31 protein-coding genes are annotated in these 26,805 nt (G+C 46.4%); 18 read left to right on the plus strand and 13 right to left on the minus strand.

Translation table 11 applies throughout. From position 1 onward, the window contains the following. The first annotated feature begins 1 nt into the window (after position 1). From BM124_RS18945 to mecA, 3 genes are all read left to right on the plus strand, one after another. The gene (locus BM124_RS18945; protein WP_170841082.1) at positions 2 to 142 is read left to right on the plus strand and encodes a hypothetical protein; all 141 of its coding nucleotides are present in this window, start codon (positions 2 to 4) and stop codon (positions 140 to 142) included. Positions 143 to 1,028: 886 nt separating this feature from the next. Then, positions 1,029 to 1,424 (plus strand): transcriptional regulator SpxA, encoded by a 396-nt coding sequence (gene spxA / locus BM124_RS09910; RefSeq protein WP_093337226.1) that lies wholly within the window; start codon positions 1,029 to 1,031, stop codon positions 1,422 to 1,424. Positions 1,425 to 1,844: 420 nt separating this feature from the next. Continuing rightward, positions 1,845 to 2,510: an adaptor protein MecA gene (gene mecA, locus BM124_RS09915; protein ID WP_093337227.1), complete on the plus strand. Its 666-nt coding sequence runs from the start codon at positions 1,845 to 1,847 to the stop codon at positions 2,508 to 2,510. 172 nt (positions 2,511 to 2,682) lie between these two features. Here the strand turns inward: mecA and BM124_RS09920 are convergent, their stop codons facing one another. Genes BM124_RS09920 through BM124_RS09930 form a run of 3 tightly spaced genes read right to left on the minus strand, consistent with a single transcriptional unit; the run spans position 2,683 to position 4,551 of the window. Next, positions 2,683 to 3,312 (minus strand): ABC-2 transporter permease, encoded by a 630-nt coding sequence (locus BM124_RS09920; RefSeq protein ID WP_093337229.1) that lies wholly within the window; start codon positions 3,310 to 3,312, stop codon positions 2,683 to 2,685. Further along, positions 3,305 to 4,171 carry a phenol-soluble modulin export ABC transporter ATP-binding protein PmtA gene (gene pmtA / locus BM124_RS09925; protein WP_093337231.1) on the minus strand — a complete coding sequence of 289 codons (867 nt, stop codon included), beginning with the start codon at positions 4,169 to 4,171 and terminating at the stop codon, positions 3,305 to 3,307. Before pmtA ends, BM124_RS09920 begins: the two co-directional genes overlap by 8 nt. Next, entirely contained in the window at positions 4,171 to 4,551 is a 381-nt protein-coding gene (locus BM124_RS09930) for a GntR family transcriptional regulator (protein ID WP_093337335.1), read from the minus strand. Before BM124_RS09930 ends, pmtA begins: the two co-directional genes overlap by 1 nt. Before the next feature lie 182 nt (positions 4,552 to 4,733). Between BM124_RS09930 and BM124_RS09935 the strand changes: the two genes are divergently transcribed. Both BM124_RS09935 and pepF read left to right on the plus strand, forming a co-directional pair. Beyond that, positions 4,734 to 5,915: a competence protein CoiA gene (locus tag BM124_RS09935; RefSeq protein ID WP_093337232.1), complete on the plus strand. Its 1,182-nt coding sequence runs from the start codon at positions 4,734 to 4,736 to the stop codon at positions 5,913 to 5,915. A 66-nt stretch (positions 5,916 to 5,981) separates the two neighbouring features. Then, entirely contained in the window at positions 5,982 to 7,799 is a 1,818-nt protein-coding gene (gene pepF / locus BM124_RS09940; RefSeq protein ID WP_093337234.1) for an oligoendopeptidase F, read from the plus strand. 68 nt (positions 7,800 to 7,867) lie between these two features. On the opposite strand, the gene BM124_RS18950 is transcribed toward pepF, so the two are convergent. The 5 genes from BM124_RS18950 to BM124_RS09960 form a co-directional block, all read right to left on the minus strand. Continuing rightward, the gene (locus BM124_RS18950) at positions 7,868 to 8,044 is read right to left on the minus strand and encodes a hypothetical protein (protein WP_170841083.1); all 177 of its coding nucleotides are present in this window, start codon (positions 8,042 to 8,044) and stop codon (positions 7,868 to 7,870) included. A 71-nt stretch (positions 8,045 to 8,115) separates the two neighbouring features. Beyond that, positions 8,116 to 9,039: a ClpXP adapter SpxH family protein gene (locus BM124_RS09945; protein ID WP_093337235.1), complete on the minus strand. Its 924-nt coding sequence runs from the start codon at positions 9,037 to 9,039 to the stop codon at positions 8,116 to 8,118. Between the two features lie 21 nt (positions 9,040 to 9,060). After that, entirely contained in the window at positions 9,061 to 9,444 is a 384-nt protein-coding gene (locus BM124_RS09950; protein ID WP_093337237.1) for a globin domain-containing protein, read from the minus strand. Between the two features lie 322 nt (positions 9,445 to 9,766). Beyond that, positions 9,767 to 10,393 (minus strand): lytic transglycosylase domain-containing protein, encoded by a 627-nt coding sequence (locus BM124_RS09955; RefSeq protein ID WP_093337337.1) that lies wholly within the window; start codon positions 10,391 to 10,393, stop codon positions 9,767 to 9,769. Positions 10,394 to 10,493: 100 nt separating this feature from the next. After that, positions 10,494 to 11,099 (minus strand): CYTH domain-containing protein, encoded by a 606-nt coding sequence (locus BM124_RS09960; protein ID WP_093337238.1) that lies wholly within the window; start codon positions 11,097 to 11,099, stop codon positions 10,494 to 10,496. 185 nt (positions 11,100 to 11,284) lie between these two features. On the opposite strand from BM124_RS09960, the gene BM124_RS09965 reads away from it, so the two are divergent. Genes BM124_RS09965 through BM124_RS09980 form a run of 4 tightly spaced genes read left to right on the plus strand, consistent with a single transcriptional unit; the run spans position 11,285 to position 14,042 of the window. Next, positions 11,285 to 11,665, plus strand: coding sequence for a UPF0738 family protein (locus tag BM124_RS09965; RefSeq protein ID WP_093337240.1), 381 nt, complete (start codon positions 11,285 to 11,287; stop codon positions 11,663 to 11,665). Between the two features lie 30 nt (positions 11,666 to 11,695). Continuing rightward, entirely contained in the window at positions 11,696 to 12,325 is a 630-nt protein-coding gene (gene yjbM, locus BM124_RS09970; RefSeq protein ID WP_093337338.1) for a GTP diphosphokinase, read from the plus strand. Between the two features lie 21 nt (positions 12,326 to 12,346). Beyond that, entirely contained in the window at positions 12,347 to 13,150 is an 804-nt protein-coding gene (locus BM124_RS09975; RefSeq protein ID WP_093337242.1) for an NAD kinase, read from the plus strand. Positions 13,151 to 13,154: 4 nt separating this feature from the next. Beyond that, positions 13,155 to 14,042, plus strand: a complete 888-nt coding sequence (locus BM124_RS09980; RefSeq protein ID WP_093337243.1) for an RluA family pseudouridine synthase — start codon at positions 13,155 to 13,157, stop codon at positions 14,040 to 14,042. Between the two features lie 7 nt (positions 14,043 to 14,049). Here the strand turns inward: BM124_RS09980 and prpE are convergent, their stop codons facing one another. Then, on the minus strand, positions 14,050 to 14,790 hold the full coding sequence (prpE, locus tag BM124_RS09985; protein ID WP_093337245.1) for a bis(5'-nucleosyl)-tetraphosphatase PrpE: 741 nt from the start codon (positions 14,788 to 14,790) through the stop codon (positions 14,050 to 14,052). A 100-nt stretch (positions 14,791 to 14,890) separates the two neighbouring features. Between prpE and fabI the strand changes: the two genes are divergently transcribed. The 5 genes from fabI (at position 14,891) to BM124_RS10010 (ending at position 19,784) form a co-directional block, all read left to right on the plus strand. Beyond that, positions 14,891 to 15,673: an enoyl-ACP reductase FabI gene (gene fabI, locus BM124_RS09990; protein ID WP_093337247.1), complete on the plus strand. Its 783-nt coding sequence runs from the start codon at positions 14,891 to 14,893 to the stop codon at positions 15,671 to 15,673. A 183-nt stretch (positions 15,674 to 15,856) separates the two neighbouring features. After that, entirely contained in the window at positions 15,857 to 16,690 is an 834-nt protein-coding gene (gene glcT, locus BM124_RS09995) for a glucose PTS transporter transcription antiterminator GlcT (protein ID WP_093337248.1), read from the plus strand. 171 nt (positions 16,691 to 16,861) lie between these two features. Next, positions 16,862 to 18,922 carry a glucose-specific PTS transporter subunit IIBC gene (gene ptsG, locus BM124_RS10000; RefSeq protein WP_093337250.1) on the plus strand — a complete coding sequence of 687 codons (2,061 nt, stop codon included), beginning with the start codon at positions 16,862 to 16,864 and terminating at the stop codon, positions 18,920 to 18,922. 117 nt (positions 18,923 to 19,039) lie between these two features. Beyond that, positions 19,040 to 19,126 (plus strand): YjcZ family sporulation protein, encoded by an 87-nt coding sequence (locus BM124_RS10005; protein WP_084413961.1) that lies wholly within the window; start codon positions 19,040 to 19,042, stop codon positions 19,124 to 19,126. Positions 19,127 to 19,310: 184 nt separating this feature from the next. Continuing rightward, positions 19,311 to 19,784, plus strand: coding sequence for a CotO family spore coat protein (locus tag BM124_RS10010; protein WP_093337251.1), 474 nt, complete (start codon positions 19,311 to 19,313; stop codon positions 19,782 to 19,784). Between the two features lie 465 nt (positions 19,785 to 20,249). On the opposite strand, the gene BM124_RS10015 is transcribed toward BM124_RS10010, so the two are convergent. Beyond that, a complete protein-coding gene (locus tag BM124_RS10015; protein ID WP_093337253.1) occupies positions 20,250 to 20,729 on the minus strand; it encodes a CotY/CotZ family spore coat protein in 480 nt (159 codons plus the stop codon). A gap of 193 nt (positions 20,730 to 20,922) precedes the next feature. Between BM124_RS10015 and BM124_RS10020 the strand changes: the two genes are divergently transcribed. Beyond that, positions 20,923 to 21,162, plus strand: coding sequence for a hypothetical protein (locus tag BM124_RS10020; RefSeq protein ID WP_093337255.1), 240 nt, complete (start codon positions 20,923 to 20,925; stop codon positions 21,160 to 21,162). Between the two features lie 50 nt (positions 21,163 to 21,212). Here the strand turns inward: BM124_RS10020 and BM124_RS10025 are convergent, their stop codons facing one another. Further along, positions 21,213 to 21,638: a GNAT family N-acetyltransferase gene (locus BM124_RS10025; protein WP_170841084.1), complete on the minus strand. Its 426-nt coding sequence runs from the start codon at positions 21,636 to 21,638 to the stop codon at positions 21,213 to 21,215. A gap of 21 nt (positions 21,639 to 21,659) precedes the next feature. Beyond that, positions 21,660 to 22,376: an alpha/beta hydrolase gene (locus BM124_RS10030; protein ID WP_244504299.1), complete on the minus strand. Its 717-nt coding sequence runs from the start codon at positions 22,374 to 22,376 to the stop codon at positions 21,660 to 21,662. Positions 22,377 to 22,518: 142 nt separating this feature from the next. Here BM124_RS10030 and BM124_RS10035 point away from each other — a divergent pair, with 142 nt between their 5' ends. Further along, positions 22,519 to 23,070 carry a phosphatidylglycerophosphatase A family protein gene (locus BM124_RS10035; protein WP_093337257.1) on the plus strand — a complete coding sequence of 184 codons (552 nt, stop codon included), beginning with the start codon at positions 22,519 to 22,521 and terminating at the stop codon, positions 23,068 to 23,070. A gap of 159 nt (positions 23,071 to 23,229) precedes the next feature. After that, the gene (locus BM124_RS10040) at positions 23,230 to 23,415 is read left to right on the plus strand and encodes a hypothetical protein (RefSeq protein ID WP_244504300.1); all 186 of its coding nucleotides are present in this window, start codon (positions 23,230 to 23,232) and stop codon (positions 23,413 to 23,415) included. A gap of 49 nt (positions 23,416 to 23,464) precedes the next feature. Here BM124_RS10040 and fumC read toward each other — a convergent pair whose 3' ends face one another. After that, positions 23,465 to 24,853 (minus strand): class II fumarate hydratase, encoded by a 1,389-nt coding sequence (gene fumC / locus BM124_RS10045; protein WP_093337259.1) that lies wholly within the window; start codon positions 24,851 to 24,853, stop codon positions 23,465 to 23,467. A 231-nt stretch (positions 24,854 to 25,084) separates the two neighbouring features. Between fumC and BM124_RS10050 the strand changes: the two genes are divergently transcribed. Then, a complete protein-coding gene (locus tag BM124_RS10050; RefSeq protein WP_170841085.1) occupies positions 25,085 to 26,767 on the plus strand; it encodes a methyl-accepting chemotaxis protein in 1,683 nt (560 codons plus the stop codon). Positions 26,768 to 26,805 lie beyond the last annotated feature (38 nt).

The following is a 26,805-nucleotide window of genomic DNA, read 5'->3' on the forward strand; positions in this document are numbered from 1 at the left end:
AATGAGAAACAAGAACAAACAAAAACGCCGGAAAAAACGCCGGGTGTTAAAAGATCTTCTGCCTGGTAACCTGAAAGACTGGAAAAAAGCACCCGGAGGTCAGAAACCGACCACGCCCGGCAGCATGAAAGCCACCGCCTGAACGTGCACGTACAATAAAAAAGGATTGGAACAAAAGAAAATGACGCAGCAATTAATGGTGAAACACAAAACTCCCGAACGATCTGCACCAAATGTTCGGGAGTTTTTCATTATTGTCCCAGCCTCTTCTTCTGCATTAAAAACAAGGCAGGTTCGGAATGCGGCGTTTTTTGATACTGTCGTTTTGTTTTGGAAAAAGAATGTCCGTCTGCAGCGCATGCCGGGTCTTTTAGTGAGATGCTTTCAGAGGTCGTTCATCCAGCCGTAGACACAACCATTGAAAAATGAGACCATAGTGTCCATTGGTCATCGTTTGATGGACACTACGCCGCTGAAAATCAGGAAGTAGTGTCCGCCGGCTGAAATCAATGGACACTATGCGCCGGAGAGGAAGTGCCAGTGTCCACCAACACTTCCTCCATGTGCATTAAGTATGGTGTCCGGGGGTTTAGTGTCTCCGGAACTGCCGCGGCCTGGAACAACCGCAGTCCAGTTCCAGATGCCGCGCATGTCCGATATGCCGGCCAAGTACTCGCAGATTTTTGATACACCTCTTTTTTAGCCGGGTTCATGAAAACAGAAAACGTCGTCACATATTTTTCACAAATTTCCCCCGTCGTTTTGTTTGAGGCACTATAAAAAGTGGAATACCACTAATACCATCACTATTATCAATCACAACAAATCAATGACAAATACAAAATACTTACAGAAACCGAAATGACAAATGTAACGTACAAATGCATACATCATCATTCATTGAAAACACTTTTCAAATTAGAATAATTATTGTATAATGTCATTGTGTGAATGTAGTATGGTAAATGAAGAAGTATAGAACTCCTTTATGAACTTATCTGGCGGATAAAGAAGGGAGAGATGACCAGATGGTTACATTGTTAACATCTCCAAGCTGCACTTCCTGCCGGAAGGCAAAAGCTTGGCTCGAAGAATATAATATCCCGTTTGAAGAGCGGAACATTTTTGCATCTCCGCTGACTGTGGATGAAGTAAAAGAAATCGTCCGGCTCACAGAAGATGGAACAGATGAAATTGTTTCAAAACGATCCAAAGTGTTCCAGGAACTTAATGTAGAATTGGAAAGCCTTTCTCTGCAGCGTTTATTTGAACTGATCAGCGAGTATCCGGGACTGTTGCGGCGCCCTATTATTTTCGACGAGAAACGTCTTCAGGTCGGATATAATGAAGCGGAAATCCGCAGATTTCTGCCCCGTAAAGTCCGTACTTTCAACTTGATGGAAGCACGGGATATGGTCAATTAAATAAAGCGGCACAGGAAAACTTCTACTTTTTTATACGGTAGAAGTTTTTTTGTTTTCATGTCGGGAGCACCTTTGTTATCCTTATGGTAGCAAAATCTTTTCTTTTTGTGTTAGAAGGATAATGAACATTTATTTTGAATACGGTAAGGGTAAATGAAAATTTAACTATTGACAATGCAGAATCTTTCCTTGACAATATACATTTAATAGCAGGAAAGACCGCGTTTTCTCTTTTCATACGCTCCGCTCCCTCAAAAATATCGACGGGATGAGCATTGGTCCTTAACAACCGCATTTTCCTCGTATAAAATAACAGAAAATTGAGGAGGAAGGTTGCAGGTGCCCGTCAAAGGGTATGATGGTAATATAGAGAAAACATGGAAGCGGAAGTCACCTTACCTTCTAAGGAGGGAGAAAATCGTGGAAATCGAAAGAATTAATGAGTCTACGGTCAAATGTTACATTTCCTATAAGGACATTGAAGATCGTGGATTTGACCGGGATGAAATCTGGTACAACCGGGAACGCGGGGAAGAATTATTTTTTGAAATGATTAATGAAGCGCATGACCGTGAGAATTTTGAGATTGAAGGTCCTCTGTGGATTCAGGTGCAGGCACTGGATAACGGAATGGAAATTGTAGTTACACGCGGTCAGATAACCGATGGAAACGTAAAACTGGAAATACCGGTATCCCAGAGCAAAGGGGAAGATATGCCGGTTGATGATAATATTGTTGATATGCTTGATGAACAGTTCCGTTCTTCTCAAAAGTCAAGACAGGCTCACGGGGATTCCGATTACCTCGAAATTGTTATCTCCTTTGATGACCTGGAAGACCTTCTCGCCTTGAGTCAGGCCTTTGCGCCGGTGGGAGTACAGAATGAAATTTATCATTTTGAAGGAACCTATTATCTATACCTGATGTTCGATAATCAGTATTCAGAAGATGAACAGGACGATATGGTCAGTCATGTTCTGGAATACGGCGAAGAATCGGATGTATCCATTTTCCGTATCCGTGAATACGGCAAAACGGTCGCAGCATCCCAGGGTCTCGAAACCCTGCGTCAAACTTTTTCGTAATCTCCACCACGGATGTATGGCAAATCATCATTGATCCAAACGAAACACTGAAGAGATATCTTTAACCTAAAACAAAAGATCCGGACGATTTCTTGGGAAATCGTCCGGATCTTTTGTTTTGTATACAGGCCGCTTTGTCGGCATGTTTTTATATCGGGGTACTCGTTTTTCGTTACAGCTGTTTTCTCTTATAGATTTCACCTGAAATAAACCATGATAGTATAAGAAAAACAATGGTTGCCCCTGAGAAGATCAACGATAATAAAGAGGAGGAAAACTGCTGGTACATGTTTTCCAGTCCCCAATACTCACTGTCGGCCCCTGCATTGATGATGATAGGCACGAGAGCGAATATACCGATGAAAAAAGCGGTTAAGCCATACGTAACAAACCGTTTGCCAAGCAGATAAAAAAGAGGATAGTATATCCCTGAAAATAAACCGATAATCGTCACGCTGAGTATTGCCGTCATTAAACTGTATTCTCCAAAAGAGGGTACCAGCATGTTGATGACAGTCAGAACGAATATTAAAAATATGCCGAAAAGCAGAGAGAAAATATACTTTGATGCTACAATTTCTTTCCGCCCCACAGGCAGACTATTGATTAAGATGTCACTTCTGTTTGTATTTTCGTTCATTCCGGTCACGAACGGAAACAAACCTCCAAATAGAACAGCCAGAAAAATAGGAGCCTGTTCCTGTCCGTCGGATGTAAAAATTATGGCTGCAATCATCGATCCGGTACTCATTGTTACTGTTGACTTATTAATGACCCACTCTTTAAAAAGTAAATTAAGCATACCGCTCGCTCCTTGTGGTATATACCATGATATCTTCCAGTGATGCGGGTTCCAAAACAGTGTGCTGCCCCATTTTTCTCCGTATTTTTTCCGGTTGATTGGTCAAACCCTCAAACCCTACAGAGGTTTCCCGTGCATAAATAAACATGTGACGGGCGTCTTCATCCATTCGTTCGTTCGCTCCTCTCACGATATGATACTGATCATTAAGCGCTTCCTTCGTGTCATTTAAGATAATCTTACCATTATGGATAAAAGTAATATAATCAGCAATCTGTTCCAGATCTGAGGTGATATGTGTAGAAAAAAAGATGGTCTTGTTTTCGTCTTGAATCACTTCGGTTAATATAGTAAGAAGCTCTCTGCGGAAAACAGGGTCCAAGCCCGATGTAGGTTCATCCATAATAATTAAATCTGGATGATGGGATAAGGCACAGGCTAAGGAAAACTTCATTTTCATCCCCGTAGATAAATGCTTAATTTTTTTCTTCCACGGCAGAGCGAAATAATCCATATACTTCACGAATAGTTCTTCATCCCACTCCCTGTAGAAGGAAGCGATAACTCTTTTCATCTGCCGGACAGTCAAATGCTCGTAAAAGTGATTTTCTGCATACACAAATCCGATCCGCTGTTTCAAGTGTTTCGCGTGTTCTGCATGGTCCCGGCCGAACATCGTTAAGGATCCGGAATCCTGGCTGATGAGATTCATCATTAACTTAATGGTTGTCGTTTTGCCTGAACCGTTTGGGCCGATGAAACCTGTGATAAATCCTTTCTTCACCGAAAACGAAATATTGTCCAACTGGAAGTCTTTAAATGATTTTTTTACATTGTTCAATGTCACCGCATTTTCCATTACTTTTCATCCTCCTCGTACAGCATATCGAGCATTTTTTTCAATTCTTCGAGACTGATCCCCAGGTTTTTACTTTCTTCTGCAATATCAGAAAGACGGCGCTCTATCACACTTCTGCGTTTTTCCTGTATGGGGCCGATGTTTTGAGCGGCAACAAAGGAACCTTTACCCACAAAGGATGTGATAAATCCCTCCCTCTCCAACTCTTCATAAGCACGTTTTGTAGTAATGACACTTATGTGTAATTCTTTAGCCAGTCTCCTCATCGAAGGGAGGGGGTCGTCTTTTTTTAGTTCTCCTTTCAAAATACTCTGCTTAATCTGGTTTTTCACCTGCTCATAAACAGGCTCTTTCGACGAATTTGAAATGAGTATATTCACAATAACTTCTTTACCCTTCCCTTTATCATCTTTAAATATATTGTATATATACAATATATACAATTGTGATCAGATTGTCAACTCTTTAAGCTGCATAAAAAACAGTAAGCTAGAGTATCCACAGGTAGCAGGAATAAAGAGGACAGTTGTCGAAAATATATGAGCACAGAAAGGAGAAATTTATGTTTAGTGCGAAAACGAAACATGGTACGCACCTGACGCTGTATCCTTTTCACGATTCAGGTGTTATTGCTCCGCCTCCTTATTACTGTTCCACCTGCGGGGAAGAAGTGGTACTTAAAAAAGGAAAAATACGGCGTTGGCATTTCGCTCATCGTCATTCTTCTTTATGCCGGGGTGCTCCGGAATCGGAGGAACATCTTGAAGGAAAAGCGGTGCTGCTCGATTGGCTCGAAAATCTTGGGGCTGTGCCGCGTCTTGAAGTGTTTCTTCCCAGTCTTGGGCGCCGGGCTGATGTATTGTTCACGTGGCGGAGGGAAACCTACGCATTGGAATACCAGTGTTCATCCATTACGCCTGAAGAAGCCCTGCAGCGCACCCATGATTATCTGTCCTGTGGTATTACACCGATTTGGATTTATTCTTCCGGCCTTCTCCGCAGTACTTCTGTTCAAACATATTCCATTCATACCTTCGAATGGACAGGGCTCCGTGCAGACAGCTCTGGATGCGGGACGGCCATCACCTATTTTTCCCCGGAGAAACACCGGTTCTACTTTCTTTATCCCCGTGCTTCCTTGTCTTCCCAAGTTACTTTTGGAGATTTATATACCGTTGAACTTTCGGAGATGTCGCCAGCCGGTCTGGTTCATCTTCCGCCTGTCATCCCTGGAGAAAAGACATGGATGCGGATGTGGCTTCGCACCAAGAAGCAGTGGAGGTATTCCCGCAGCCGGTGGCAGCTTCACTCCGACACCCGTTACGTACGTGTTCTGTTTGCCCAAAGGCGGTCGGATATACCTTATTTTCCATCTGAAGCAGGCTGGCCCGTCGATGGTATGACCTGTTTCAATACGCTCCCTCATCACTGGCAGAGCATGGTGCTGCTCTCCTTTCTGGATCCTCTTCCCGTGAACACCTCTTTCTCCCTGCAGACTGCCGTTGAAACGTTTCGCCCTGCGGCAGAAGATATTCTCCGGCTGAAACCTTTTCCCCTTGTGCCGAATTCGATAGAACATGCTCTGGAACAGTATTTCGTACTTCTGGAAAAAACAGGTATAATCCAAAAGAGCGGAGATGGATGGAAAAAAGAAAGAGACGTGTATCTCCCCGGTTCCATTGACGAAGGATACAAAATGGACCAATATTATTTTGCCCGCCTTTTTACCACGTCTTTGAAGTGAAAGGTAAACATTGGTCATTTATCCAACTGTCCGGTAAAATAGAAAGAGAAAGATGGAGGTGTTGATATGAGTACACAGGAAACAAAAGCTTTACCCAAACGAGAAGAAATACCGAAAGAATGGACCTGGGACCTTGAAGATATTTTTGCTTCCGACGAAGAGTGGGAACAGGAATTCGAGGCTGTAAAAACATACATTCCAACAATGGAATCGTTCAAAGGAACCCTGGGGAAATCAGCAGATAATTTGTACCAATGCCTTAAGACAGAAGATGAACTTGGTGCCAGATTCGGCAGGCTGCTTTCCTACGCCCACATGAGAGCGGACCAGGACACCGGAAACTCTTATTATCAAGGGCTGGAGGACAGAGCTTCAAGCCTTGCAGCCAAACTCGGCCAGGCGCTTGCTTTTGTCACACCGGAAATTCTGTCCATTCCGGAAGAAACGCTTCACTCGTTTATTCAGGAACATGAAGGACTCGCTTTTTACAAACAGGCTCTGGAAGAAATTAATGAAGAGAGACCGCATGTTCTCGATGAATCTCAGGAATCGATGATGGCTCAGGTGTCGGAAGTCACAGCTTCCCCTGGAAATACGTTCGGCATGCTGAATAATGCGGATCTGACATTTCCTTCTGTAAAAGATGAGCAGGGGGAAGAAGCGCAGGTGACGCATGGACGAATTCTGCGCTTTCTGGAAAGTGACGACCGCCGCGTGCGCAGAGATGCGTTTAAAGCCGTTTATGATACGTATGCCAAGTACAGAAACACATTCGCCAGCACGCTCAGCGGTGAAGTAAAAAAACATTTGTTCACAGCCGGGGTGCGCAGCTATGATTCGGCCAGGCAGGCGGCGTTGAGTTCCAATCATATTCCGGAAATTGTGTATGACCAGCTGGTGGATACGGTGAATAACCATCTTCACCTGCTGCACCGTTATGTGCGGCTTCGTAAACGGGTTCTCGAACTCGATGAGATTCACAATTACGATCTGTATACACCGCTTGTCAAAGACGTGGACATGAACGTCACGTATGAAGACGCACAGCAGAAGGTCTTGAAAGCGGTGGAGCCGCTGGGTGAAGAATATGTCAACAAAGTGGCGGAAGGTTTTCAAAGCCGCTGGATTGACGTGTATGAAAATGAAGGGAAGCGCAGTGGAGCTTATTCCTCTGGTGCGTATGGCACAAAACCCTACATTTTGATGAACTGGCAGGATGACGTGAATAATATGTTCACGCTTGCCCATGAACTTGGTCACTCGATGCACAGTTATTTCAGTCACAGAGAGCAACCGGTACGCTACGCCGATTACACTATTTTTGTGGCAGAAGTAGCTTCCACCGTGAATGAGTCACTGTTAAACGACTATCTGCTGAAAACCACGGAAAATAAAAAAGAGCGGTTGTATTTACTGAATCACTTTCTGGAAGGATTCCGGGGCACCGTATTCCGTCAGACGATGTTTGCGGAATTTGAACAACTGATTCACGAGAAAGCTGCTGCCGGTGAACCTCTGACACCGGATCTTCTGGAAAAGGAATATTACGCCCTGAATGAGAAGTATTTCGGGGAGGACATGACCGTCGATGACGATATTGCATTGGAATGGGCACGTATCCCTCATTTTTACATGAACTTTTACGTGTACCAGTATGCAACAGGATACAGTGCAGCTGCAGCCCTTTCCAGACAGCTGCTTCAAGAAGGACAGCCTGCCGTAGACCGGTATCTGGCTTTTCTCCAATCCGGAAGTTCTGATTATCCCATCAACCTCCTGAAAAAAGCAGGCGTGGATATGACATCTGCCGCTCCGGTGGAAGAAGCGATGAAGTTATTTGAAGATACCTTGTCGGAAATGGAGAGACTGCTCGAAGAAGTATAATATACAAAAAGAGGGGCAGACCCGAAATCACGGGCAGCCCCTCTTTTTGTATAAAACCGCTGAACCTTTCACTTCATGCGCATACCTTTAAAACGGCGGCGTTCATTAAAGAGGAAAACGGAGAAAAAAATCGAAAGATATAACAGTATGATCCCAAGCAGCAGCGGAAATAAATCCATTAAGCCGAGAGTAAAGAGACAAAAGCTGGTGAGAATACTGATAAGACCGATGACTGCTTTTTTCAACTCCGGAATCTCCTTTCTCCCTGTTCATTACTATTACGGTATGAGGAAGAGAAAAATAATATGATCAGGAATCAGGAAGAGCGGACGACACGCCAAAATGTTCCGTGTTTCACCGGTATCTGTTCAATTTTCTGCTGGAGAGCAAGCTCATTCAGCTTCGCTTTTGCTGTGCGTTCACTCCAGTCGTATACAACAGCCACTTCTTTTGTAGCAGCAAGTTCATGTTTGTTCATAAACGCTTCCAGACTGATCCTTTCTTTTGGAACCGGTGCTTCACCAAGCATTTCTTTCATAATTTCCACATACACATCGAAGGAATACAATCCGGACACTTTCAGTCCGCCGTCTTCTACGCAGTCGTTAAAGAACAGGAATGTTGGTGTCTTGTCGACTTCCATCTCTTTTGTGGTCTTTACATCACACTGTAGAGCGTTGACCGCGCAGTTGGAATGAATGTCTTTTTTAAACTCTTCCACATCCAGTCCTACAAGATCTGCGCACTCGCTTAATACGGATTCATCGGCGATATTTCTTTTCTCCAGAAACAGCATTTCACGAAGCCTTCTGAAAAATACCGTTCCCAGCTGTCGTCCCTGCATTTCAGCTGCCTTGATTGCAATAGAGGGAGCGTAGGGGGAATCAACCGGATTCTCGAGCCAGACATCACCATCACATGGCATGCCGGTATTGGCAGCCGTCTGTTCATACCGCTCCGCCATTGTTTTGTAGGATTCTGAACCTTTTTTGTCCGACACATTCCAGCTGTCCAACTGCGCAGCTACAAAAAAGCGCACGGAAAAATAGTGGCTGTATTCATGTATCAGCTTTTTTAGTGTCGGCTCAAACGCCCAGCACTCGGGGCAGAGAGGATCGACGAATACATAAAGTTCAAGCTTTTTGGAGGCTTTTGATTCGAGTGCAACGCTTTCTTCAGGAGAAAGACCGCAGATTCCCAGCTGTTCATCGCAGTCAAGCTGATTATCTTTTTGTTTCACTGGTCCGGACTCCTTTCTCTGTTAATCTTCTGGTGTATTAATCATGTTACGGGCCGTCATCGTTAACCGCTGCATTATTTCTTCACGGGCAGGCCCTTCAAGTTCTATTTCATCCATGGCATCTTCCATGCAGGACAGCCATGCCATAGCTCTTGTTTTGGTAATAGTAAATGGGAGGTGTCTGGCCCGGAGCATAGGGTGACCATGCTCTTCTGTGTAATGTTTCGGCCCTCCCAGAAACTGGGTTAGAAACTGCTTTTGTTTCCGGGCTGTTTCTGTTAAATCTTCCGGAAAAATCGGGATGAGGTCCGGATGATTTGAAACATTGCTGTAAAAAGCATCAACCAGACGGTCCAAAACATATCTCCCGCCAATGGCTTCATAAAGACTTCCCTGTTGTTTCATTGTTCACCTCAAGGTTGATCAGGGTGGTTTCATTCCGATGCAGACATCTGTTACACATTCACTTCCGAAAGATGGAATTCATTTAATACTTTGTTTAAGATAACGATTGTCAGGCAGAAATGCAAGGAATACGCTTTATCTGTAATCCAACCGGTGTCAGTAAATTTGATTATAGAAATGTACCGGTTTTACGGGAAACAGATTGTTTTTGCTCCCCCATTTTCTTAATGTACATTGTAGCAATGCTGTTACATGACAGCAAATAATATGACTGCATCCTGCATCCAAAAAAAGAAACGAATCCAGCCGGATCCGCTTCTTGTTATGCCATATTATTGTATTGACTTAGTACAGAGGGGACGTAGGACTGGGTTTCAGAAAACGGTGGTATGCCGTTATACTGATCGACATTCCCCGGCCCTGCATTATAGGCGGCCAGTGCCAGAGACTTGTTTCCGTCGTATTTGTCCAGCATTTGTTTCAGGTATTTCGTTCCGCCTTCAATATTATCTGCCGGGCTGTAGGGATCCGTTACGTTTAGATAATTGGCGGTTCCCGGCATGAGCTGCATCAGTCCCATGGCTCCTGCGTGACTGCGTGCATCCGGATTGAAGCCGGATTCCTGATGTATGACAGCCCGTATTAAATCCGGGTCGACGTTATATTTTTCGGCGCTTTGCTCAATCAAACTGCTGTAGTCGTTTGAAACAGAACCTGTATCATCCGCGGCGTTACCGGTATGCTGCAGAGAAACAGCGGAAGCAGCTGCATACCTGCTTTCGGCCTGTGGATTCAGAAAAAGGCTGCTGCTGTTTGATGCAGAATGATGTACCCGCAGCGAAGCGGAAGTGGATTGCGTTAATTCCTGTTCCAGATACGACTGGAATGCAGAGAAAATGGGAGATACGGATGAGGAAGTCTGATTTCTGCCGCTGGAAAGGGTGTTCATCTGTCCGAGTGTTTGGAGAAGGATGTCAAACCTCAATCATGGTCACCTCACTGGTAGGGAGTGTTACACGAAATATAGCAGAACGTTCCTGAAATTACAATCAGCTTCTGTGTTCATCAGAAGCGTTTATCTCCTGTTTCCGTAGAAAAAAGCGTTTAATTTTATTCGGGGTGCTGCGTGCGGGGATATTCTGTTCCTGCAGCAGTTCATCGAGCCAGGCTTCTACTTCCTTTTCAGAAGAGCCTTCGATTTCGATCTCAAAATCCTCCGTATCGAGATAAGTACTGTGATCAAGAAACAAAATGCCTGTCTTATAAGGAAACTGTGTCCGAAGGGTTTCCAGTGTTCCAAGCCGGCCGAGGTTTTCCGGATGAATGTGCAGCGATTCGGTCAGGGCGTTTTTTACTTCACCCTCCGGAAACGAACGGCCTGTTATTACGTCCTCTGCTTCCTGCGGGGAAAGAGGCTGGTTAGTTTCAAGCAGTCCTTCTGGTGCCGGCTGTTTCAGGGTAAGAACCATGTCGTTGTTCTTTTCCCTTATACGAAGGGCGGCACCTTCCTTTCTGACGGCGCCGTCGTCTGTATCAAAATACGTGTTGGCCTGCCGGGTGAATTGGTCCTCTTGAATGTCAAATCTGCGGCATAATTGCTCGAATTCTTTTTTTGTTATTAGATTTTTCTTTTCAATTTCCGTTTCGCGGCTCATACGAGTTCCATCCCTTCTTTTACGTTTCAGTAGTTGTTAAAGACGTACATACTCTCCATATGGTATCATATCGTTTGGACATTGTAGCGCATGGTATCACAGCATAATGGTATATGAGCTTTTCTAATATATGGAGCAGTTGTGATAAAATAAGGATCAGAGAGATGAAGTGAGGTGGATGCTGGATGGAACATGTACTAACCGTAACGGAAACAGAATACACAGAAGACGCTGTTTATCTTATTCCAATAGAAGACTGGCCGCATGAAGAATGGGTGAAACTGGAAGACGGCGGGCGTATGCTGGCTGACTCGGATGCTCTTGCATTTGTATATACGCTCGAGGGGCCGGATTCTTTTGTGCAGCTGCGTTTGCCAAAACAGGTGTGGCCTTCGTTAAAAAAAGCATATGAAGACAATGTAAAAGCCTGGGTGAAAGGCCCCGAACTTCTTGAACTGCCGCTTTTTCCGGGAGAACTGGCGTTTATTCTTGAGAACGTGCCGGGAAACGGAAATTACGGAAACACGATGGTGGAGGCAGTGGAGGAAGCATTCGAGCTCCAATAGAATGATGCAGAAAACAAGGTGGTGCTTGTTATCAGTAACTGGGACACGTTTTTAACGCCTTATGTACAGGCGGTAGAGGAATTGAAAGTGAAATTAAAAGGGCTGCGGGAGCAGTACCAGCTGTCTTCCAAACATACCCCGATTGAATTTGTTACCGGCCGGGTCAAGCCGGTGACGAGTATCCTGGAAAAGGCACAGCGCAAAAATATCCCGCTCGACCGGATCGGCAGGGAAATGCAGGATATCGCAGGAGTACGGCTCGTATGCCAGTTTGTGAATGATATTGATACGATTGTCGAGCTGATACGTTCCAGATCCGATTTTAACGTAGTGGAAGAAAGAGATTACATTAAGCGGAAAAAAGAGAGCGGGTACCGGTCTTATCATATGGTCATTGAATACTCCGTCCACACGATAGACGGTGAAAAAAGTGTACTGGTGGAACTGCAGGTACGGACGATGGCCATGAATTTCTGGGCGACAATTGAACATTCCCTGAATTATAAATACAGCGGAGAAATACCGGATGAAATAAAAGAGCGTCTGCAGCGGGCAGCCGAAGCGGCGTTTCAACTGGATGAAGAAATGTCGAAAATCAAAGGGGAAGTCCGGGAAGCCCAGCAGATTATTACAAAGAACCGGGAAAATTCTTCGAATTAACGAAACACACAGGGAGGCAGTATCATGCATTTCACGGTGACATCCCGGGGAGATGACGTCTCGGATGCGTTGAAAAAGGACATTACATCGAGCCTGGAGGAACATGGACTGACAGAAGATGCCGATCAGCCGGATATAGTAATCAGTGTCGGTGGGGACGGCACGCTTCTGGAAGCTTTTCACAGCTACCACGGACGGCTGGATGATACCTGTTTTGTCGGTATTCACACTGGTCACCTCGGTTTCTACGCCGACTGGCAGCCGGAGGAAGTCGAAAAGCTGGTTATCCATATTGCCAAAACACCGTTTCAGGTTGTCGAGTATCCACTGCTTGAGGTGGTGGTCCGCCATTATGACTCCGATGATACGGACCGATATCTGGCGTTAAATGAGTGCACCGTAAAGACACTCGAAGGGTCACTTGTCTGTGATATTGACATAAAAGGCGAACCGTTTGAAACGTTCAGGGGGGATGGCCTCTGTATTTCCACACCGTCTGGAAGTACTGCTTACAATAAAGCACTGGGAGGCGGCATTCTTCATCCTTCGCTGCCTTCCATGCAGCTGACGGAAATGGCGTCCATCAACAACCGGGTATACCGGACCATCGGTTCACCGTTGATTCTCCCGCAGCACCACACCTGTCTATTGAACCCATTGAATGATGTAGAGATGCAGATTACCGTGGATCATATGTCGATGGTCGACCGTTCCATCAAATCGATACAATGCCGGGTGGCTGAAGAAAATGTGAGATTTGCAAGGTTTCGGCCGTTTCCGTTCTGGAAGCGGGTGAAGGAGTCGTTTATTGGAGAAGGGGAATAAGAGGATGAACGGCTTCCATGAGCTGGAATGGGTGATTCCACGGGAAGCGGAAGGAAAATCCGTGAAAACCTATCTGAGGCAGCACAAAAAAATGTCCGGCAGTACGTGGAAAGTAGTGAAAAAAGACGGGGAGATTACGGTAAACAACAAGCCCGCTTCCGGGAACGATGGTGTCAGATACAACGATGTACTCTGTGTGTATCTTCCGGAGATGCCGTTTCCGGAGGGGATTCCCGTCTTTTGCCTGCCGCTTGATATTCTGTTTGAAGACCGCCATCTGCTGGTGGTAAATAAACCTCCTCATCTGCCTACGCTGCCGGGGAGGGGCAGGGAAACAGAAACGCTTGCTGGGGCGGTGCGTTATTATTACGAGCAGTCTGGGATCCGGGCTTCGTTTCACGCTGTTTCCAGACTGGACCGGGAGACAAGCGGTATCGTTACTATCGCTAAACACCGTTATGCCCACCAGCGGTTGGCGTCCTTTTTTGATACGTACAGTGGACTGAAACAATATATCGGAATAACACGTGGAAACTGGTATCCGTCGGAGGGCATCATTCATGCACCAATCGAACGGAAGCCTGAAAGCATCGTAAAACACCATGTGACAACACATGGAAAACGAGCAAAAACCGGTTTTCAGGTCGTTAAAAGAAGCAATGAACGGTCCCTGGTTCGTTTCACGCTTCACTCCGGCCGGACCCATCAAATCCGGGTGCACAGCGCGTACGCAGGCCATCCTATTCTTGGGGATGACCTGTACGGAGCAGCAGGGGTTTATCCCGGGCGTCATGCGCTGCACGCCTTCCGCCTTTGTTTTATTCACCCCGTTACAGAAAAATGGCAGACCATTGAAGCCCGCATGCCGGTGGATATGCAAGGGTTAATGTAATGGAATGTCAGCGGAATGTCCGGAATTTTTCCGGAACATAGGGCATAGTCGACGGCACCTGGGTATATGTCATTTCAGGATAATGAAGTCCTGTTAAATGACCGCCGAATACGCATCCGGTGTCTATGTTGACGGTATGGTGGATCATGCGTGGCCGAAGAACCGGGGTATGGCCGTATACGATCAGCCTTTTTCCCTGATACTGAGCGGCCCAGTCCCGCCTGACCGGCGTGCCGTCTTCCTTTTTTTCTCCGGTGATATCCCCGTACAGGACGAACGTTTTGACTTGTTTTCCGTTCTGCCCGATGTATTTTTCCGGTATGCCGGCATGGGCGGCGGCAACCCGGTCCTCATCCAGGCGGAGATAAAGCGGCGCCTGGTCGTACAGCTTTATGAATGCACGTTGAATGCTCCGTGCTTGTTCAGTTGGAAGGGCCTGCAGCTCTTCAATGGTCGTGTCCAGACCTCCGGTGATCTGCACCGGACGCCCGATCAGATACCGCTGCAGCTTGTTACAGTGGTTGCCTGGAATATACAGTGCGGCGTTTTGCTCTACCATCGCAGCCGCAAGCCGAATGACGCCCGTGGAATCAGGTCCCCTGTCTGTTAAATCTCCGATAAATACGGGGGTCCGGCCGGACGGATGTTGATAGATGCCATTGTTCTTTTTATAACCGGCTTCATGAAACCAGGCAGTCAGTTCCTGATAACAACCGTGCACATCACCGATGAAATCAAATGCCTCCAATGCGGGACCTCCTTTTTTCCCTTATGGAACAATGCTATAATATATCGTAACATGTTGTTAAGATGAACCCATTTAACCAGCCCAAAAGGAGCGAATAGTAATGAATCTTTCACTCGAAGGAAAAACATACGTCATCATGGGGGTGGCGAATAAACGGAGTATTGCCTGGGGAATTTCGCAGAGCCTCTCCAAAGCCGGCGCGAAACTCATATTTACATATGCCGGTGAGAGAATGGAGAAAAATGTGAGACAGCTCGCTGATTCACTCGACCAGGAAGAAACGATTGTTCTGCCCTGTGATATAACAGATGATGTTGAGATTGAAAAGACATTTCAGGATATTAAAGACAAGGTGGGGCACATTGACGGCCTTGCGCACTGTATCGCCTTTGCCAACAAGGAAGAGCTGGACGGGGATTATCTGAATACGACCCGCGATGGTTTTATGCTGGCTCACAGTATCAGTTCCTATTCATTAACAGCAGTGGCAAAAGTAATACGGGAACTGGACCTGATGAACGAAGGTGGATCCATCGTGACAATGACCTATCTCGGCGGAGAGCGGATCGTCAAGAATTATAATGTTATGGGAGTGGCGAAAGCTTCTCTTGATGCAAGCGTGCAGTATCTTGCCAATGACCTCGGCAAAGACAGTATTCGTGTCAATGCCATATCCGCCGGTCCGATCCGCACCCTTTCCGCTAAAGGCATCGGCGGCTTTAACGATGTTCTTCAGGAGATGGAGGAAAAAGCGCCGTTGAACCGGCTCGTCACTCAGGAAGAGGTCGGGGATACCGCTCTCTTTTTGATGAGCGATCTTGCCCGCGGCATTACCGGGGAAACCATCCATGTGGATGCAGGGTATAATAAAGTAGGTTTGTAATGTTACAGCCGATTGCATGAGGCCGGCACTTAAAACAGCCGATTCTTCCAACCAGGCGGAGCCCGGGAGTGATTCCTGCTCCGTCTTTTTGTTTGGATGCGGGTCCAGCCATTTTTATGTTGACGATAACGAAAAACGCAGGTAAGATGATGGACTGAGTCAGATTGGAGATGGGGTTGGTTTATGGAAGTGAAAAAAGTACTGAATAATAATGTTGTCATCGCCCTTCATTCCGAACTCGATGAAGTCATATTAACCGGAAAAGGGATAGGATTCGGGAAAAAAGAAGGGGACCCTGTCGATGAAAGCGGCGCGGAAAAATTTTTTGTGCTGAATAACGAACAGGAACAGGAGCAATATAAACAGCTGTTAATTGAAGTGGATGAATCATTTATAGGCTGTATGAACGAGTGCATGACGATACTTGAGAATCGCTTTCAGCTCCAGCTGCACGAACATATTCACGTTGCGTTGACAGACCACCTCTATTACGCGGTGCACCGGATAAAACAGGGAATGGAAATACGAAACCCGTTTCTGCAGGAGACAGAACTTGCCTATCCTGCGGAATATCAGGCTGCAAGAGACCTGCTTTTCCATGTTGAAACGTGTACCGGTATTTCAATGCCGGAAGGCGAAATTGGTTTTGTCGCCCTCCATATCCATACAGCGCTCACGCAGCGTCCGCTTCAGGAACTGAACGAACATACGCGGCTTGTTTCCGGACTTGTTGAACATATTGAAGAAACGCTGGAAGTGTCCATGAATACCAAAAATCTGGATCACCAGCGGCTTCTGCGCCACCTCCATCAAACATTAGAGCGTATTCAGAGGGAGGATTACGGAGACGAACCCGATTCCTTAAAAAATGTGTTGAAATATGAATACCCCCTATGCTACAATCTCTCTTGGAAGTTGATAAAAATGATGCAGCAGGCATTGAAAAAACCTGTACCGGAAAGTGAAGTAGTGTATTTAACACTTCATTTGCAAAGGCTTTCAAGAAAACATAAATAAATGTACCCAATCATTTCCGTGTGACTGGTCAAGCAGGCATGAGAGAAGTGGCTGGTTCGTTTTTTGAAGAACGGGGATACGTATATCGTCCCCCGTTCTGAGTGAAACGCACCGCCTGTCTCTCATGCCTTTTTTTATGCTGCTGTTTCAACAAAAAAAGGAGGAATTGTAATGTGGAAAAAGGCGTTCGGCCTGCTTCAGCGCATCGGCCGGTCCTTGATGCTTCCGGTTGCGCTGCTGCCTGCCGCGGGTTTAATGCTCGCGATCGGAACGGCGCTTCAGGAGGACAACATGATAGCTCTGCTGCCGTTTCTGGATTCCCAGGTTTTCGTGTTTATTTCTGAATTGATGAAAGAGGCCGGCGGTATTGTTTTTGATAACCTGGCTGTTATCTTTGCCATCGGGGTGGCTATAGGTCTTGCCAATGGCGACGGTGTGGCCGGTCTGGCAGCTCTCATCGGCTATTTCATTATTAATGTTACGATGGGAGTTATAGAAGGAGTTACTTCCGACATGGCAGCCAACAACCCGGCATACGCTGAAATGCTGGGTGTTCCAACGCTCCAGACGGGGGTATTTGGCGGTATCATTGCCGGAATACTTGGAGCGTTTATGTACAACCGCTATTATAATATTGAGCTTCCCCAGTATTTAGGATTCTTTGCAGGGAAGAGGTTTGTTCCGATTGCGACTGCTTTCGGCGGATTGATTATAGGGGCTGCGCTCACAGTCGTCTGGCCGCCCGTACAAAACCTTTTGAATAGTATGTCGTATATCGTAACTGAATCGAATACGACAATTTCCGTTTTCTTTTTCGGTGTCATTGAGCGGGCGTTGATTCCGTTTGGTCTGCACCATGTGTTTTATAACCCGTTTTGGTATGAATTCGGATCGTACGTCAATGAAGCCGGTCAAACCATTACCGGGGATCAGCAGATATTCTTCGCTCAGTACCAGGACGGCGTGGAAGAGTTTACAGCGGGTACGTTCATGGTGGGACGTTTTCCGTTTATGATGTTCGGCCTTCCGGGTGCTGCTCTTGCGATTTATCACTGTGCCAAAGCAGCGAAGAAAAAATACGTTGCCGGTATCATGGGATCAGCTGCTCTTACTTCCTTTCTGACAGGAATTACAGAGCCGCTTTCCTTCAGCTTTTTGTTCGTGGCACCTGTTCTTTTTGGAATCCACGCGATTTTAGCAGGATTTTCTTTCGTGGCGATGCACCTGCTTGATGTCAAGATCGGGCAGACGTTCTCCGGCGGTGTCATCGACTTCTTCCTGTTCGGTATTATACCGAATACAACACCGTGGTGGCATGTGATCTGGGTCGGCCTTATCCTGTTTGTCGTGTACTACGTCATCTTCCGGTTTGCTATCATCAAGTTCAACTTGATGACGCCGGGGCGTGAAGAAGACGAGGATGATGAAAGCAGCCAGGAGAGCACGTCCTCAGGCGGCGGTGAACTGCCATATCATGTGCTGGAAGCTTTCGGAGGGCAGGACAACCTGGATCATCTCGATGCCTGTATTACACGACTTCGTATCACTGTCAATGACAAAAGCAGTGTCGACAAAAAACGTTTGAAAAAACTTGGTGCCACCGGCGTCATGGAAGTTGGAAATAATGTGCAGGCCATTTTCGGCACACAATCCGACGCGTTGAAATCACAGATGCAGGATATTATTGATGGGCGTGCACCTGCAGCGCCATCTGATGAAGCACCGCAGGTCGATGCGCAAAAAGAAGCAGAACCCGCCGTGCAGATTGACGAAAACTCTTCCATTGTAATCGGAGGAATAGCCGACGGCGAAATTATGAACATTAAAGACGTGCCGGATGATGTATTCTCCGGAAAAATGATGGGGGACGGTTTCGCAGTGAAACCGGAAAACGGCGAATTTGTTTCTCCGGTCGATGGAACCATTCATAATGTGTTTCCAACGAAACACGCGGTAGGTATAAAAACGGTGGAAGGCTTGGAAATCCTTGTTCATATCGGACTTGATACCGTCAATATGAAAGGGGAAGGTTTTGACGTCCACGTAGAGGAAGGCGACGAAGTCAAACAGGGGCAGCCGCTTGTTACCGCTGATCTGAAGCAGGTGGAAGAAAATGCGGCCTCTACCATTACACCGGTCGTCTTCACCAATCTCACCGATAGTCAAAACATTCATATGGAAACAAAAGACCGTATGAAAAGAGGAGAGAAACAGATCGCACAAGTGAAATAACAGCAGTATACTGGGCGGATGTTTAATTCGGGCAGATTCTTGAACAAAAGCCCTCCTTGTGCATACAGCTATGGTGAGAGGCATATCTCAATCTTCCTTGAAAGGGAGGAATAGCTGATGTCCCACGGTTATAACAACAGTTTCACGCTTATTGTTGTGTTGTTCATCCTGCTCGTGATCGTCGGGTCCGCTTACGTTTGCTAGAAACGAAGCTGCTCGAAAAAAAGAGCTCCGGATTCCATTCCAAATGGGCCGGGGCTCTTTTTTAATGCCGGTGTCCATCCGAGGGGCAGGAGAAAAATAATGTAACAGCAGAAGGAATGAAAAAGCAGGGTATGCATATAATGAAGGCAGGAACAAGACTTGTATGAAGTGGGGGGAAGTTGGAATGGAACAGGAAGAGCATGGACAACAAAGGGAAACCGGGCCATTATATTATGTTGAACAACCTGCTTTCACCTCGTCTTCCGGACCGGGTCAGTCCGTTTCTGTGAAAAAAAATGCAGGGAAAGGAAAACGCAGAAAAAATGGTCTCCGCAAAAACAACCGCGCAGCAAAGGTAGAAGAAGAAAAAAATGAAGAACCCCCTGAAGAAGAGGAAATGCCGGAAAATACAGCGGAAGATGAAGGGGAGACCGAAAAAGCGGGATCGGGTCAGACAGTCCGGGAACTGCTGCAATATCTCGGAACGCTTCCTCATTTTCTTCATCCGGTGGTGGCCTGCGAAACGGACGAACAGTATTTTCACGGAGAAGTACTGGATTTAGGGGAAGATCAAATAACATTCAGGGACCGGCGGAATTTTGAAGAAAAAGTCATACTGGTGGAAGATATTATTCAACTGCGCATCGTCAGTTTATAACAAAGGGAAAATGTGTTAAGTCCATAAACAGCCAAAAAGTGTTTCGCTAAAGTGGGCATGAACGGCAGGCAGATGCTTTTCCTTCCGGGGACAAGGACGGCGCCTGGAACTGGGCTGCGGTTGTTCCGGGCCGGATCGGCTCCGTGGACACTAAACATTGAGATACCATACATAGTGTCCACGGAAATGGAATCGGGGGACACTATGACTCCTTTGTCGGCGATTAGTGTTCATTGATTTCGGCCGGCGCCCACTAATTCCTGATGTAAGCAGCGTAGTGTCTACCAAACGGTGCCCCGTGGACACTACGTGCTTATTTTTCGATGGCAGTGTCTACGGCTGAATGAACGACAGCCGGAAGCTTGTCCTCCAGAGCAAAAAGGGCGGCAGAAAAGCTGCCTGCCCGGGATTACATTCTCTTTCATGAAAAAAGGGCTGTACCTTTTGATACAGCCCTTTTCTTCTTTATTTGCAGTGATTGTCGATGTCACCAACAAGGTTTGGATCCAGGCACTGAATCGCGCAGAAGCAGTCAAGGTCTACTTCGATGCAGTAGCGGGTGCGTTCGAGTTCTTCGATTTCGCATAACGAAGTTGGATCTACGCAGCACTTGTTGAATTCCAGTTCACTGTCAGGACGAAGCAGGGAAAGAGTGGCGCAGCAGTTGTCTTCATCGATTTTTTCCACACGGAAGAAAGCGGTCTGGAAGCAGTCGTTTCTGCCTACCGCTCCAACAGAGGAAAAATATTCACCTGTTTTTGTTTGAAGCAGGAATGGAACAGTATCAAGTCCGTTGTTGTTGCCGGCCGGACTTAACAAGCTGTCGAAGCATTTGTTCCGGCAGTTACCACCATTGTTGTCAACCTGATCCTGAGCATTTTTAATGGCCGCAACTGCATCACATACACAGCTGCCTGCCGTCTCATCGTGTTTTCTGCATCCCATATTATTCACTCCTTTAGCTGTCGTTTCCTTATCATCATATATCTGAAGCAGGCAAATGGTGTATGAAAATAGCTGAATTTATAACAAATGGGCGCTTGTTATGATGAAACAAGATTAAAAATATAAATATCGGGTATATGAAATGTAAAGACAGTTGAAGATAAAGGGTTAGTAAAAGCGGAGAGGTGATAAAATGGGTTATATTGCACCTGTGAATAATGAGACCGCCGTGAATTATGAAAGCCGGAGAGTAGAACAGGAACCTGCCGTACCGCGGGTGGACCGGGTACAAAAAGCAGAGTTGACACAATTTCATGATAGAAACGAAAGAAATGGAACCCGGTATCATGAAGAAACGACTGCCATGGATAAACGAAAAGAAATAGAACAGGAACTGTACGGCCTTGGGGAACGTCTGGACTTACAGGCATAAAAAAAGCAGCTTCAGTTTTTCTGAGGCTGCTTTTTTGCCGGAACGGGTAATCAAGTCCATGTTTTTTTCATCTCGACGTGGGGAATACCGGCATCGTCGAATTCATCGGAAGTGGTGGAATAGCCAAGTTTGTTATAAAAAGGGACAGCCCGGGTCTGCGCATTTAATTTCATTCCCTGTGCTCCGTTTTCTTTTGCTGTTTGTTCCATCTTTTCCATAATAGCCCGGCCTGTGCCGGTGGAACGGTAAGAAGAGAGGACGCAGACACGTTCTGCTTTCCCAACGCCGTCTACAAAGCGGAGACGTCCGGCACCGATTGGAACATGGTCATGATATGCCGTGAAGTGATGAGCGGTTTCGTCATGTTCGTCCATTTCCATTTCTTCCGGCACGTTCTGTTCGTACACAAATACCTGGAAGCGGACATCGTAGGCATCCTGCTGCCTGTCGTCTTGTACTTCATGGATCTTTATCATCTGGATCGTTCCTTTCCATTGTCATGATTGGAGCATAAAATGTAATGCTCGTGGCAGATCTTTTTCCCACACAGCCCAGTTATGTCCTCCATCGAGTTCATCGTAATGGTAATGTCTGTTTTCCTGTCGGAAAAGACGGGACAGCCTCCGGTTCGGGGAGAGAAAATCAACGACCTTTCCGTCTGTCGTGTGAACATCCGTTTCCTGGTTTCCTATAGAGTGATAAATATCAAACGTTTTCCAGGCATTATGTTCGGAAACTAACCGTAAAACATCTTCATTAATAAGTGGGGAGTGCATCATAATGCGGGCAAATGTGTTGGGGTAATGCAGTGCTGTCAGCAGAGAAATGGTGCCGCCGAGCGAATCCCCCATCAACATCCGGCCGTAAGGAAGTTGATATGTCGGATAGGTCTGTTCCAGAAAAGGGAGAAGTTCGGACACGAGAAAATTCATATAGGACCGGCTGCCGCTTCCGGCAGGGTGGTACCATTCTCTGCGCATTTGAATGCCGGGATGCGGCACTCCCACTACGATGGTTTCTTCCGCTCCATCTTCCATGGCCGCCTCCATTTTTCTTCCGATTTTTCCAAGTTGAAAATAATCCCGGCCATCCTGGGTGATGGCCAGATGATATGTATACAGCGGACTGTAATAAGGCGGGAGGTAAACGGGCAGTTCAAACATGTAATCAAGGACACTGCTGTAAAAAGGTAAAGCTTTCATCGTTCCATTCAAGGCGGGGCTTCCTTTCAAGACATTCTATAGATATTGAGCGTAACATGGAGCCTGGTGGAGTTCAACTCAGAGAACCTGACAAACAGATATCATACGGCTGACGTGTGCATATGATAAAATAAAAGATAAGGGGGAATCCATAATGAAAAAACCCGTAGCAAGTGATGTTGTAGAAAAAGCCGCCCGTGATGCCCTGCAGGAAAGAGGGGTCACGATACAAAGCATGGCGGACATTGTTTATGAAATGCAGGCAAAATATGCTCCCAATCTGTCGATGGACGATTGTTATGAAAGTGTGGATGCCGTTTTATGCAAACGGGAAATTCAGCACGCCATTTTGGTTGGAATCGAACTGGACAAACTGGCCGAAAAGAATCAATTATCCGAGCCGCTTCAAACACTGGTCGATACGGATGAAGGATTGTTCGGTGTCGATGAAACGATTGCGCTCGGCTCTGTCTTTGGTTTTGGAAGCATAGCCGTGACAACATTCGGCTATCTTGATAAAGAAAAGACCGGTGTGATCAAAGAGCTGGACGGTAAAGACAAAGAAGTGCACACCTTTCTCGATGATCTTGTAGCAAGTGTCGCTTCCAATGCCTCAGCAAGACTCGCCCACCGGATGAGGGACCGCGATGAGAGCCAAAGCAGTGATAAAATAAAAAAGCGGGAAGATGAAGAACTGATTGGTTGAAAATAATATGAGGAAAACTGTTCCTTTAGAGAACAGTTTCTTTTTGCCGGTTTCTCCGGTTAGAAAAATCAACCGGAAAAAATCGTTTTGCAGGACGTGATTTTTGCCGGAGAATGGGATAAAATAGAAACGAAGAACAAAAGAAGGAGCAGGATGTTTGTGAATGCAGCACAACCTCGTTGGATTTATTGGAAAGAAACGTTCCGCTCCAAATTCCAGGCGGGCTGCCTGAAAGCCAAACTGGAAGATAACTGGAGCAACGGCTATGAACTGGGACCGCTTGTTGAAATACGCAAACTAAAGTCAAACAAATACGTCGTCCGCTATACGTACGATGAATCGTAGAGCATGAAAAAATAAAAAGCGCTCAGGGAATTCCCTGAGCGCTTTTTGCTTATTCTTTCGGAGATACCATTTTGGAAGGATCGACGATGTCGTCAAATTGTTCTTCCGACAGCATGCCGCTCTCAAGGACAGCTTCTTTCAGCGTCTGGCCTTTTTCGTGAGCAGTTTTTGCGATTTTCGCCGCGTTCTCATATCCAATGTGCGGGTTGAGGGCGGTGACAAGCATCAGGGAATTGCGAAGATGATCATCAATCTTCTCCTGATTCGGTTGGATACCGACCGCGCACTTCTCATTAAAGGAAGTCATCGCGTCCGCCAGCAGATAAGAAGACTGCAGGAAATTGTAAATAATAACTGGTTTAAATACGTTCAGTTCAAAATTCCCCTGGCTTGCCGCAAAGCCGACCGCCGCATCATTTCCCATAACCTGGGTGGCTGCCATGGTTGTGGCTTCCGCCTGGGTTGGATTGACTTTCCCCGGCATGATGGAACTTCCCGGCTCATTGGCTGGAATAGTGATTTCGCCGATACCGCTGCGCGGACCGCTTGCGAGCCAGCGTACATCGTTTGCGATTTTCATCAAGTCAGCTGCCAGCCCCCTCAGCGCTCCGTGTGCATAGCTGATCTCATCATGACTCGTTAAAGAGTGGAATTTATTAGGGGCGGAGCGGAACGTAATGCCGGTTACTTTCGTGATTTCTTCCGCGGTATAGTCCCCGAAAGAAGGATGCGCATTAATGCCGGTGCCGACCGCCGTACCACCGATAGCCAGATCTTTGACGTGGGCCGCACTTTCCTGAATCATCTGCCCGCTCTTTTCAAGCATACGGTGCCAGCCGCTGATTTCCTGTCCAAGCGTAAGCGGCGTGGCATCCTGAAGATGGGTGCGTCCGATTTTGATGACGCTGTCGAAGGTATGCATTTTTTCATCAAAGGTGGTTTGTAATGTATAGAGCGCAGGCAGCACTTCATGTTCAACCTTTTGCGCCGCGGCAATATGCATAGCGGTCGGGAATGTATCGTTGGAGCTTTGCGAACGGTTTACATCATCGTTGGGATGGATGGTGTCACTGCTTCCTTTTTCTTTCAGGATTTCCGTTCCCCGCCGCGCCAGTACTTCGTTCATGTTCATATTTGACTGGGTGCCGCTGCCGGTCTGCCAGACGACGAGCGGAAAATGCTCATCCAGCTCCCCGCTGATCACCTCATCTGCCGCTTTAGAGATCGCATCGGCTTTATCCGGTTCGATGACTTGAAGACGTTTATTGGCAAGAGCTGCCGATTTTTTCAAAACAGCAAACGCGTGAACCACTTCAATCGGCATCGTCTCCCTGCCGATTTTAAAATTTTCAAGGCTGCGCTGGGTCTGTGCTCCCCAGTACTTATCGGCCGGCACCTGCATTTCACCGAGGGTATCTTTTTCGATTCTGTACTCCATGTTTGTTCCTCCTGTTTCCTGGTCAGTGTGTGTTTGATGCATGAATTTCTGCAAGTAGAATGTTTCTATTCTCAGGATAGAAAAAATTCAGTCGAAAGAAAAGCATTCCGCGTATTTTTTTCAAAATACATCGAAAAAAACATAAAAAAACAGCAGGTATGAGCCGATAAAAAGAAATATAAGCAAAAAGTCTTATGCTTGAAGTACTTCAAAGGAAAGAAGGGGATGTTTTTGAAATCGATTCGGGCGAAGTTAATGGGGATATTTTCATTCATTCTTGTACTGCTGCTCGCGTATGCGGGGTTTATGTTTGTGTCTGTCCAGGATATGAACAATAAAATTGACAGCGTTATCAATGATGATATGAAAAAAATTAAGGCCTATGAAAGGCTGGCTTACAACCTTGCGGAACGCCAGTCTGCCGTGAGTGCTTATATTCTCACAGATGATAATACGTACAAAGAAAACTTTAATGAACTGACCGAAAATTCAATAGAATTGGAAGAAAGTCTGCAGGGGCAGGTGGAGCAGCGCCGGCTTGATTCCATCATTACGGCTTCCCAGGATTGGGAAGCGTCGGTGCGAAGTGATGTGTTTGACCGGCATGACAGCGGGATGAAAGAGTATGCGGAGTCCACCCTGACCGATGATTTGATGCCGCAGGGGATGGAAATTAAAGAAAGTCTGCAGCGTATGATTTCCATGGAACAGGCATCTGTTGATATCAATGCAGCACTGCTTGAGAGTCAAACGGACCGGCTGCTTTGGATTACCATCGCGACAGGAGCCGGTATCACTATTATTGGTCTTGTTATTGCCCTCATCATGTCGGGGAGAATATCGAAACCGATCCGGCAGATTTCAGCTAAAGCAAAAATCTTGTCGGAAGGCGACCTTACGGTGGAAAACATTCAAACAAAATCCAAAGACGAGATTGGGCAGCTGGCCCGGAATTTTAACGATATGGCAGATAATCTCCGCGGACTTCTCGTTCAGACGACATCCGCTGCTGAGAGGGTGGCTGCTTCCTCGGAGCAGCTTTCGGCCAGTTCTGAAGAGACGTCGGCGTCCACCAATGAAATCGCGTCCACGATACAGGAAGTATCCGGGCAGACGGATTATACTAAAGAGAAAGCTTCCGAAAGTTCAGCAGTTATGGAGCAGTTACGTCGGGATATTGAAAAAGTGGCTTCTGCTTCTGTTGACGTTTCGGAAAAAGCCAGGGAAACAGAAGAAGCTGCGGAAAAAGGAAAAGAAGAAATTGCACAATCATCAAAACAAATGACGGTGATTAATAATGTAGCCCAGGAAACGACCGAGACGATCAAAAAACTCGGCGAACGTTCGAAAGAAATCGGTACGATTATTGGGACGATAACCGATATCTCCGAACAGACCAATCTCTTGGCGTTGAATGCAGCGATTGAGGCAGCCAGAGCCGGTGAACACGGAAAAGGATTTGCTGTTGTAGCCGATGAGGTGCGCAAACTGGCTGAGGAATCGAACCAGTCAGCCGCGAAAATCACATCGCAGATTAAAGCCATTCAGCAGGAAACACAAACAGCCATAGAAAAAATGACACAGGGAGCGGGAGAAGCGCAGGAAGGTGTTGCCCTGGTAAATAGAGCCGGAGAATCTTTCGAGACGATCAAGAACTCTATTGAGGAAGTTGGAAGCCGGCTGCAGTATGTTTCTGATTTATCCTCCAATATGTCTGTCAATTCCACGACGGTAACCAAAGCGGTGGAAGAGATGAGTGATGCCGCAGCCACCAATGCAGGAAGCGTTCAGAACGTTGCAGCCGGAACACAGGAACAGCTTGCGGCGATGGAGGAGATATCCAGTTCGTCGGAGGACCTCAGTTCCATGGCACGGGAACTTCAGGAAGAAGTCAGCCATTTCAGATTATCATAAAAGTCATTGGACTGTTCCTTTCCCGGGACGGTCCTTTT

The sequence above is a fragment of the Salibacterium halotolerans genome, from assembly GCF_900115625.1.
Classification (GTDB): Bacteria; Bacillota; Bacilli; order Bacillales; family Marinococcaceae; genus Salibacterium; species Salibacterium halotolerans.